Raw genomic sequence first — 9,787 nt, forward strand, 5'->3', positions numbered from 1 at the left:
TAAAAACCGGAAATTTACTTCCGGTTTTCTTTTTTATTTCTTTCTGAAAAATCCTTTGTTCTTCGGTTTTTTGAATCCAATTTCACTTTTTTGCTGTGGTTTTGGTCTCGGCGTAAAAGGTTTGTTATTACTTTCTCTCTTTTGCTCTACCAAATCATCGGTATGATAAGGATGATTTTTCACAACAGGGATTTTCTTACCAATCAGTTTTTCCGTACTTCTTAGATTGGCTAAATCTAAGCCGTCAACAAACGAGAAAGAAGTGCCTTCCGAGCCTGCTCTTCCAGTTCTTCCAATTCTATGAACATAAGTTTCAGAAACATCTGATAATTCATAATTCACAACATATTTCAACTCATCGATATCAATTCCTCTTGCAGCAATGTCTGTCGCAACCAGAACTCTTGTTTTTTTCGATTTGAAATTGTTAAGTGCATTTTGTCTTGCATTTTGAGATTTGTTTCCGTGGATGGCTTCTGCAGAGATTTTGGATGCTTGCAATTTTCTTGCAATTTTATCTGCACCGTGTTTGGTTCTAGAAAATACCAAAACTTGATCCAATTTCTGATCTTGCAAAAGGTGAATTAATAGGTCTGTCTTATTATCTTTTTCAACAAAATAGATACTTTGCTGAATTGTATCAGCTGTAGAAGAAACCGGTGCAACTTCTACTTTTATAGGATTTACAAGGATTTCTGAAGCTAAATTTGCAATTTCTTTCGGCATTGTTGCAGAGAAGAAAAGATTCTGTCTTTTGGCAGGAATTATTTTAAGGATTCTCTTCACATCGTGTACGAATCCCATGTCTAACATTCTGTCAGCTTCGTCCAAAACGAAAATTTCCAGATGATGAAGTTTGATAATCCCTTGTGAAATAAAATCCAGTAATCTTCCTGGCGTAGCGATAAGAATATCAACGCCTTTTTTCAGTTGTTGCTCTTGTGCATGTTGTTTTACTCCGCCAAAGATGACAAGAGATTTCAGCTTAAGATTTTTACTGTAAGCTTTGAAATTTTCTTCTATTTGGATTGCCAATTCTCTGGTTGGTGTCAGAATCAAAGCTTTGATTTGATTTCTGTTTTGTTCTTTTTCGGAAAGGTTTTGTAGAATTGGTATAGCAAAAGCTGCTGTTTTTCCAGTTCCTGTTTGTGCGCTTCCCAACAGATCTCTTTTTTGAAGGATTGATGGGATTGCTTTTTCTTGTATTGGTGTCGGTTGTTCGTAACCTTGTACTTTTAGTGCGTCTAATATTGGTTTGATTAAACCTAATTGTTCGAAATTCAAATGAAATGTTTTTTTAATGTAAATAAAAAAAATTCCTTCCGCTGAGAAGGAATTTATGTTTTGCAAAGGTAACTTATTTAAAATAAAGTTTTTAGTTCACCTTTTCCCATTTTTGTTTTTCTTTAAGCTCAGAAAGATAATTTTGAAGAGTCGTTAGAACTGCAGGTTTTTCACCAGCGGATAGTTTAATTTCTTTTTTACTTCCATCTGAGAAATAGATTCTTAGATTATTTTTAGAAGCGTCCATTATTCTTTTATCTTCGTAACTGTCCTTCAACGTTTTTACGTTGGCTGCATCTGTAATAGAAATCAGTTTATCAAAATCTTCTTTGTTGATTGTAGATTTGAAAGTCCCTTCTCTCGGTGTTTCCAATTGTCCACGTTCTCCTTCTGTGAAATTATAATGTTCAGCCTCTAGAATTGCAGTTCTGTCAGAATTAATGATGATTTTATAAATAGGACAAAATCCAAAACATGGACCCGCTTCATATTCGATTTTAGAATATTGAGAAGTTTGTGAAGTTGTGCAAGACATTAATCCTAGAAAAATTAAAAGACTGAATAGATATTTCATAGCAATTTTTTTTGATTTAAGCTTTCAATAATTGTTCCGAAATTTTATCCGTGCAGTTTTTTCCAAATCGCATCTTTCAATTCCTGAAGGCCTTCGCCTGTAACGCCAGAGAAAAATAATGGTTGTCTATTTTCTGGAAATTCTGCAGCTATTTCAGCCTTCAATTCATCGTCCAAAAGATCCGCTTTGGAAACTGATAAGATGAAATCTTTATCCACCAATTCCGGATTATATTCTTTCAACTCATTTTCCAAGATTTTGAATTCTTGGAAATGATCTTCAGAATCTGCAGGAATCAAAAATAATAGAATCGAGTTTCTTTCAATATGTCTCAAGAATCTGTGTCCAAGACCTTTTCCTTCTGCAGCACCCTCAATAATTCCAGGAATGTCAGCCATTACAAAAGATTTGTAATTTCTCCATTCCACGATTCCAAGATTGGGTGTTAACGTTGTAAAAGCGTAATCCGCAATCTTTGGTCTGGCTGCAGAAACTGAGGATAAAAGTGTAGATTTACCAGCATTTGGAAAACCAACTAAACCAACATCGGCCAAAAGTTTTAATTCGAAGATGACATAACCTTCTTGTCCTTCCATTCCAGGTTGCGCATATCTTGGTGTTTGGTTGGTAGAAGACTTGAAATGCTCATTTCCTTTTCCTCCTTTTCCGCCTTCCATTAAGATGATTTCTTGTCCGTCTTCTAAGATTTCTGCGATGATTTCGCCATCTTCATTTCTAGCAATCGTACCCAAAGGAACGTTGATGTAAACATCCGCACCAAAAGCTCCAGTCAATTGGTTTTTTTGACCATTTTGTCCACGTTCGGCTTTCACGTGTCTTGTATATCTTAATGGTAAAAGAGTCCATTCGTGGGCATTTCCTTTCATTATTACGTGACCTCCGCGTCCACCGTCACCCCCATCTGGACCTCCTTTCGGGATGTATTTTTCTCTACGAAGGTGAGCTGATCCAGCACCGCCGTGACCACTTGTACAATGGATTTTCACGTAATCTACGAAATTTGACATATTACTAGGTATTATAGACAAATAGAGAATAGATGATAGACTTTTCAAAATTGGTCTATAATCTATTCTCTAAAAATGTAAGTTTCTTTTATTTAATTTTTTCTACTTCTGCAAATAGTTTTTCAGAGATTTCGGAGATGTCGCCAATTCCGTTAACTTCCGCATATTTGCCTTGTTTTTTATACAGTTCTGCAACTTCTGCAGTCTTTGTATAATATTCGGTAATTCTATTTCTGATGATATCTTCGTTAGAATCATCTGTTCTTCCGCTAGTTTCTCCTCTTTTCAAAAGTCTTTCTACCAAAACTTCATCATCAACGATTAATGAAAGACAAACACTGATTTCAGAATTTAATTCCTCTTTCACAATTGTTTCCAACGCTTCCGTTTGAGTAGCAGTTCTAGGAAATCCATCGAAAATGAATCCATTGGTTTCTGTTGGCTTTTTCAACTCGTCAATTAGCATATCAATCGTAACCTGATCTGGAACCAATTCTCCTTTGTCGATGTAAGATTTTGCTAATTTTCCAAGTTCAGTATCATTTTTGATATTGTAACGAAAAAGATCTCCTGTCGAGATTTGTTTCAGATTGAATTTCTCGATAAGATGCTGAGCTTGGGTTCCTTTTCCGCTTCCTGGAGGGCCAAAGAGAACGATATTGATCATATTTTCTTTAATTTTAGATTTATTTCTTTTTATCTTGAGTAGAAATTAGTGATTGATTCTACCTTCTTCCAATTGATATAAGTCTGGTAAGTTTCTTCCCAATTCATCATAATCCAGTCCATAACCTAGAACAAACTTATTTGGGATTTCTTTAGCAACATAATCTACTTTGAAATCTTTTTTGAAAACGTCTGGTTTCAAAAGTAAAGAAGCAACTTTCAAAGATTTTGGACGTTGCGTGTTTTTGAAATATTCGAAAAGATTTTCCAATGTATTCCCTGTATCTACAATGTCCTCCATCAAGATAATATGACGATCCATAACATCTTTTGTGAGTTCCATTTTTTTATAAACAATTCCGGTAGATTGTGTTCCAGAATAAGAACTTACTTGTAAAAAAGCAATTTCACATTTCCCGGGATAATATTTTAAAAAATCTGAGAAAAACATAATTACACCATTCAAAACGCCAATGAAAATTGGTGTTTCGTCTTTGTAATCTTCGTAAACTTTAAGTGCTAATTCTTTAATAATCTCCTGAATTTCATCGTGTTTCAGGTATGGTACGAAACTTTTGTCGTGAACTTGTATAGACTCCATATATATTTCAAAGTACAAAAATAAGGTTTTTATGCCAAATGACCGATTTTCTTTTTTTGAAGCTTTTTCATCGGGGACTAATACAATTTAATTATCTATATTTGCGTTACGTTTCTGAAAAAGAATAATTATGTTCAAATCGCTTTTCCATTGGAAAGTATTACTTAATATCGTTATTGCAATGGCATTGTTTGCCGGATTGGTTTGGCTTACATTCCGTTGGTTGGAGTTTCATACCAATCACGGAGATGAAGTTCCTGTGCCTAATGTGATGAATATGAAAGTGCACGATGCTATCAAAATTTTAGATGACTCTGGACTAGAGTATGAGGTCGATAGTTTCAAATATGACCCAAAATTCCGTCCTCTTCAAGTTTTAGCAGTTTTCCCTTCTCCAGGTTCTAATGTGAAGAATGGAAGGTCTATTGTGTTGAAAGTCAATCCAAAAACTTGGGCAAAAGTGGCTGTTCCAGATATTATTGATCGATACAAAGGTTTAGCTTTTAATCAATTAAATCTTGTTGGGTTGAAAGTGGGAGATACGCTTTATGAGCCTAGTATCCAAAGAGATGCAGTTCTTAGAATTATTTTCAATGGTTCAAGTATAAAACCAGGAACTTTGTTGCCTAAGTTTTCTACGGTTGACTTAGTTATTGGTTCTGGTCCCTTAAGAAATGTTCAAGTTCCTAATGTTGTGGGAAGAACGGTTCAAGAGGCTAAAAAGATTATTGCCCAAGCTTTATTCGAAGTTGGAATTGTAGAACACGAAGATGGAGGAAAAGATGAATCTGATATTATTTACTACCAAGATCCAGAATTTGGCGCACTAAGAGATCAAGGAATGCAGATTGATCTTTGGGCAAGTAAGAAAACACCTGCTGAATTACAAAGTAAGATTCAACAATTGGATGATATGTACCGCCCAAAAATAGATACTACATTGGCTCCGATTCAATATAATGAAGTTCCACCACCAACTGTTGAACAAAAACCTGTAGTTCAGAAAGCTCCTGTTTCTGCTAGTCAAACAACTGGAGCTACAACAAGTTCTGCGAAACCAAAACCTACGACAACGCAGCCTGCAAATAATAATGCAGCTGTAAAAACAAATAGTACAACGCCACAAACTACAAAACCTGTAGATAAGCCAAAGCCTAAAAAAGTGGTAATTGAATAAAAAAACAAAAGGCTTCGACAAAATGTTGAAGCCTTTTAAAATTATAATATGCTGGACGAAACCGAAGATTTTCTGGAAGATGAATTAAGTAATCAAGACATTTCCACTGATGATGAAAACAGTGGACTTTTTGAACATTTTAATATCAAAGTGGATGGAAATCAAGAACCACTTAGAATAGATAAATTTTTATTGAGTTTTCGTCAGAATTCTTCTCGTAATAAAATTTCAGAAGCTTGTAAAGCAGGTAGTATTGTAGTCAATGGTAAGCCTGTAAAACAAAACTACAAAGTTAAGCCTAGAGATGAAATCAGCATTCTTCTAGCACATCCGCCAAGAGAAAATGTTATCATTCCACAAGATATTCCTATAAATATTGTTTATGAAGATAATGATCTAATTGTTGTGGACAAAGATGCGGGGATGGTAGTTCATCCAGGACATGGAAACTGGGACGGAACATTAATCAATGCTTTGGCATTTCATTTTGCAAAAGATCCTAATTATAATTCGGATCTAGATAGAGTAGGATTGGTTCATAGGATTGATAAAGATACTTCTGGGTTATTAGTAATTGCTAAAACCGAATTTGCACTCAGTTTTTTGGCAAAACAGTTTTTTGATAGAACAACTAAGCGTTTGTATTGGGCATTTGTTTGGGGTAATGTAAAAGATGATGCTGGAACTGTGACTGGACATATTGGAAGACATCCAAAGAATAGAATGCAAATGTACACTTACGAAGATGGTAGCCACGGGAAACATGCAGTCACACATTACAAAGTTTTGGAACGTTTTCGCTATATGACCTGGATAGAGTGTAAATTGGAAACGGGTAGAACACATCAGATTCGCGCACATATGAAACATATTGGACATACTTTGTTTAATGATGAAAGATATGAAGGCAACGTGATTCTAAGAGGTGTTAATCTTCCAAAGTATAAGCAGTTTGTAAATAATGTTTTTGAAGTTCTACCAAGACACGCTTTGCACGCTCATACATTAGGATTTGTACACCCAACAACAAAGGAAGAAATGTATTTTGAAAGCCCAATGCCAAAAGATATGCAAGAAGCGTCTGAACGTTGGAGAAAATATTTAGAAAGTAACTAGAGTTTTATATATTTGTATTGTGAAGAAAAATTACCCATTTTATAAAATATTAATGCTGTTTGTAACAGTTTCTTTTATTAATGTCAAAGCTCAGGAAACTTTGCCTTTTTATCAGCAATATCTTGTTGATGGAGACTTCTTGTTTAACCCGGCATTATTGGGAAAAACAGATGATGTTGCTTTGAACTTAAATTATCAAAAACAATTCTCTCAACTGGACGAATCTCCTAATGTACAATCTATAGGGATACATGCCAATGTTTTTGACCGAGTTGGTGCAGGAATTGCTTTTTTCAGAGATCAAAATGGTCCTATTTCATCTAATGGATTGATGTTGGGAGCTTCTTATTTTGTTCCACTTTCCGATGAGGAAGATCGCCAGGATCAATTCTCTTTTGGTGTTGGTACCAATCTTTACAATATGAATATTGATTATACAAAGATTAATGCAGCGCAATCAGGAGATCAAGTTTTAGGCGAAAATACGAATGATATTTTCATGGCTTACGCCAATTTAGGTGCCGCTGTTAAGTATCGATATTTTTTTGCAGGTATTTCGGTTACAGATATTCCGATTAGTAATAATATTCCAATTGTTAATGGGATAGAGCCTTCTCCAACTAAGTTTTATGCCAATTTAGGTTACGACTGGCACTTTACAGAGGGGTTATTTTTAACGCCATCTTTTATGATGAATCTTAATACCAATTCCTCCAGAATAATGGATTATAACTTGATAGCAACCGCTGCTGATGAAACAAATAGCATTTCTGCTGGAATTAGCTTTCGAAGTGCAAAAACCTCTGTTGGGAGCCAAAATCTTGGCTTGTCACCTGTTATCAAAGGTAGGCTTGGTGGCGTTACCTTCGGTGCCGTTTATAACTTTGGCGTTTCGGAATTGACGGAGAATTTCGGTAACAGTTTTATGCTATCTTTAGGATTTAATATCGATAACTTTATCAATTCTAGAGGTTTCCGATACAGATAAAATTAAATTTAATTTGAATAACTTTGAGCTCTGATTTTTCAGGGCTTTTTTGATGATTTACCTTCATATTCCTTTTTGCAAGCAGAAATGCAGCTACTGTAATTTTCATTTTTCAACTTCTCTTGGTTTGAAAGATGAGATGTTATCTGCGATTAAAAAAGAAATACAGCTCAGACGTAACGAACTTGAGAATAAATCCTTAAAATCACTTTATTTCGGTGGAGGAACGCCTTCTGTTTTGAGTGTTGATGAAATCAAATCTTTGATTGATGAAATTCAAAAATATTTCAGTTTTAATAATAATATTGAAATCACTTTGGAATCCAATCCTGATGATTTGAATAAAAATTTTCTCAAAGAATTATCTCAGACAGAAATCAACCGTTTATCTATCGGAACACAAAGTTTTTTTGATGAAGATTTGAAATTAATGAATCGAGCGCACAACGCTTCCGAAGCTGAGAGTTCTATTAAAATGGCTCAGGATTTTGGATTAGAAAATATCAGCATTGATTTAATTTACGGTTCACCAACATCCAATTTTGAGATTTGGAAAGAAAATCTCAATAAAACAATTGAATTACAAGTTCCTCACGTTTCGTCTTATGCTCTGACTGTTGAACCAAAAACAGCTTTAGAAAAATGGATTGAAAATGGAAAAGTGAGTTCTCCCGAAGAGGGAGAACAGAATCAGGAATTCTATTATATGAAGGATTTTTTGAAAGATAATGGATTCGACCATTACGAGATTTCTAATTTTGGAAAACCAAACTTTCACTCCAGACATAATTCTGCATACTGGAAATCTGAGCCATATTTAGGAATTGGACCTTCTGCACATTCTTATAATGGGAGTTTAGAAAGAAGTTGGAATATTGCTAATAATCCAATTTATATCAAGAATCTAAACCAAAATATTCTTCCAAAAGAAACCGAAATCCTTTCTGAAAAAGACAGATTCAACGAGATGATGATGATTGGACTCAGAACAATTTGGGGTGTTGATTTGGATAAAATCAATCAAAATTTTTCTTCAGAAATAATCGATTATCTCAATCAAGAAATCAAATATAAATTAGAATCCGGAATTCTAATAATCGAAAATAATTACCTCAAAATTTCAGAAAAACATTGGTTTTTAGCTGATGGAGTTGCAAGCGATTTATTTATAGTTTAAAGACTTCTAAAAGCTCAGGCAGACAATGCACAATTACTATCAAAGTTGTCACATTGAGCTTGTCGAAATGTTTTTCAGAATAAAAATTTCACTATTTTTGTAAAGCTAAATCTTTGCTGAGTTTTAAGTTTATGCTGAGCTTGTCGAAGTACCTTTGCGAACTTAAAAACATTGTAATGGTCAAAAAAAAATGCAAGATTTACGTTCAAAATAACAGATAAAAGATTATCTCTTGAAAAAGAAAAAAACCGACTACACGCATCTTTCAGCCAATCAGCCAATCGGGATTTTTGATTCCGGAGTTGGGGGATTAACGGTTGCAAAAGAAATCAAAAGATTGTTGCCTAATGAAGATTTGATTTATTTTGGTGACACAAAACATCTTCCTTACGGTGAAAAATCTCGTGAAGCTATTGTCGGTTATTCAACAAAAATTACCAATTTTCTTCTGGAGAAAAATTGTAAAGCGATTGTAATTGCCTGCAATTCTGCGACAGCTAATGCCTTGCAGGAAGTTCAAGAATTGGTTGCCGATAGAGTTCCTGTAATTGATGTGATTAATCCGGTTGCAGAAAAAGTTTCTTACGAAATTCACAATAATGTTGGTGTAATTGCAACCAAAGCAACGGTTAATTCCGGACTTTATAAAAAATCAATCCGTAAACATAATAAGTTCATTAAGGTTGATGAATTAGCGACACCGCTTTTGGTTCCTGCAATTGAAGAAGGTTTTAAAAATCATCCGATTACCCATTCAATTATTTATAATTATCTGAGCAATAGTAAATTAAAAAATATTGAAACTTTGATTCTCGGTTGTACACATTATCCGCTTTTGATTGATGAAATCAAGCAATATTACGGAAACCGTGTTCGCGTGATTGATTCTCCGAATATCGTTGCCAACCAATTGAAAATGATTTTGGATAAACATCATCTTTTGAATGAAGAAAATCATCAATCAACCTATGAATTCTTCTTGTCAGATATTACCAAAAATTTCGAAAAAATCTCTAAAAAATTCTTCGGAAAATCAATTGATTTGGAATTGAAAGTTCTTTAAAGAGTTTTAAATTTATGAATATCCGTAATTACACATAATTTCGTATATTTACTTATAATTTAATTAGTTAGATGAATATATTTAGTTTTACAACGCATTTTGGGACAGAGGAA

At 34.1% G+C, this 9,787-nt stretch carries 10 protein-coding genes; 5 read left to right on the forward strand and 5 right to left on the reverse strand.

Annotated elements, in window-relative coordinates:
* Positions 1-33 precede the first annotated feature (33 nt).
* The 5 genes from DRF58_RS11780 to hpt form a co-directional block, all read right to left on the reverse strand.
* On the reverse strand, positions 34-1,284 hold the full coding sequence (locus tag DRF58_RS11780; RefSeq protein WP_116035686.1) for a DEAD/DEAH box helicase: 1,251 nt from the start codon (positions 1,282-1,284) through the stop codon (positions 34-36).
* A gap of 91 nt (positions 1,285-1,375) precedes the next feature.
* Positions 1,376-1,858, reverse strand: coding sequence for a DUF6438 domain-containing protein (locus tag DRF58_RS11785; RefSeq protein WP_123902404.1), 483 nt, complete (start codon positions 1,856-1,858; stop codon positions 1,376-1,378).
* 44 nt (positions 1,859-1,902) lie between these two features.
* A complete protein-coding gene (obgE, locus tag DRF58_RS11790; protein ID WP_116035673.1) occupies positions 1,903-2,886 on the reverse strand; it encodes a GTPase ObgE in 984 nt (327 codons plus the stop codon).
* A gap of 88 nt (positions 2,887-2,974) precedes the next feature.
* Complete coding sequence (locus tag DRF58_RS11795) at positions 2,975-3,553, reverse strand: adenylate kinase (protein WP_116035674.1); 579 nt, start codon at positions 3,551-3,553, stop codon at positions 2,975-2,977.
* A gap of 45 nt (positions 3,554-3,598) precedes the next feature.
* Positions 3,599-4,153, reverse strand: a complete 555-nt coding sequence (hpt, locus tag DRF58_RS11800; protein WP_116035676.1) for a hypoxanthine phosphoribosyltransferase — start codon at positions 4,151-4,153, stop codon at positions 3,599-3,601.
* A 130-nt stretch (positions 4,154-4,283) separates the two neighbouring features.
* On the opposite strand from hpt, the gene DRF58_RS11805 reads away from it, so the two are divergent.
* From DRF58_RS11805 to murI, 5 genes are all read left to right on the forward strand, one after another.
* Positions 4,284-5,330 (forward strand): PASTA domain-containing protein, encoded by a 1,047-nt coding sequence (locus tag DRF58_RS11805; RefSeq protein WP_116035677.1) that lies wholly within the window; start codon positions 4,284-4,286, stop codon positions 5,328-5,330.
* Between the two features lie 48 nt (positions 5,331-5,378).
* Entirely contained in the window at positions 5,379-6,446 is a 1,068-nt protein-coding gene (locus tag DRF58_RS11810; protein WP_116035679.1) for an RluA family pseudouridine synthase, read from the forward strand.
* Positions 6,447-6,498: 52 nt separating this feature from the next.
* Positions 6,499-7,434, forward strand: coding sequence for a PorP/SprF family type IX secretion system membrane protein (locus DRF58_RS11815; protein WP_116035681.1), 936 nt, complete (start codon positions 6,499-6,501; stop codon positions 7,432-7,434).
* A gap of 52 nt (positions 7,435-7,486) precedes the next feature.
* Positions 7,487-8,611, forward strand: a complete 1,125-nt coding sequence (gene hemW, locus DRF58_RS11820; RefSeq protein WP_116035682.1) for a radical SAM family heme chaperone HemW — start codon at positions 7,487-7,489, stop codon at positions 8,609-8,611.
* A 232-nt stretch (positions 8,612-8,843) separates the two neighbouring features.
* Positions 8,844-9,674: a glutamate racemase gene (murI, locus tag DRF58_RS11825; protein WP_116035684.1), complete on the forward strand. Its 831-nt coding sequence runs from the start codon at positions 8,844-8,846 to the stop codon at positions 9,672-9,674.
* The last annotated feature ends 113 nt before the right edge of the window (positions 9,675-9,787 follow it).

The sequence above is a fragment of the Epilithonimonas hispanica genome (genome assembly GCF_003385395.1).
GTDB lineage: Bacteria > Bacteroidota > Bacteroidia > Flavobacteriales > Weeksellaceae > Epilithonimonas > Epilithonimonas hispanica.

What these genes read in the sequence shown, in the direction of transcription:
- DRF58_RS11785 (WP_123902404.1), bottom strand. Translation starts at nt 1,858, where the DNA reads ATGAAATATCTATTCAGTCTTTTAATTTTTCTAGGATTAATGTCTTGC.
- obgE (WP_116035673.1), bottom strand. Translation starts at nt 2,886, where the DNA reads ATGTCAAATTTCGTAGATTACGTGAAAATCCATTGTACAAGTGGTCAC.
- DRF58_RS11795 (WP_116035674.1), bottom strand. Translation starts at nt 3,553, where the DNA reads ATGATCAATATCGTTCTCTTTGGCCCTCCAGGAAGCGGAAAAGGAACC.
- hpt (WP_116035676.1), bottom strand. Translation starts at nt 4,153, where the DNA reads ATGGAGTCTATACAAGTTCACGACAAAAGTTTCGTACCATACCTGAAA.
- DRF58_RS11805 (WP_116035677.1), top strand. Translation starts at nt 4,284, where the DNA reads ATGTTCAAATCGCTTTTCCATTGGAAAGTATTACTTAATATCGTTATT.
- DRF58_RS11810 (WP_116035679.1), top strand. Translation starts at nt 5,379, where the DNA reads ATGCTGGACGAAACCGAAGATTTTCTGGAAGATGAATTAAGTAATCAA.
- DRF58_RS11815 (WP_116035681.1), top strand. Translation starts at nt 6,499, where the DNA reads ATGCTGTTTGTAACAGTTTCTTTTATTAATGTCAAAGCTCAGGAAACT.
- hemW (WP_116035682.1), top strand. Translation starts at nt 7,487, where the DNA reads ATGATTTACCTTCATATTCCTTTTTGCAAGCAGAAATGCAGCTACTGT.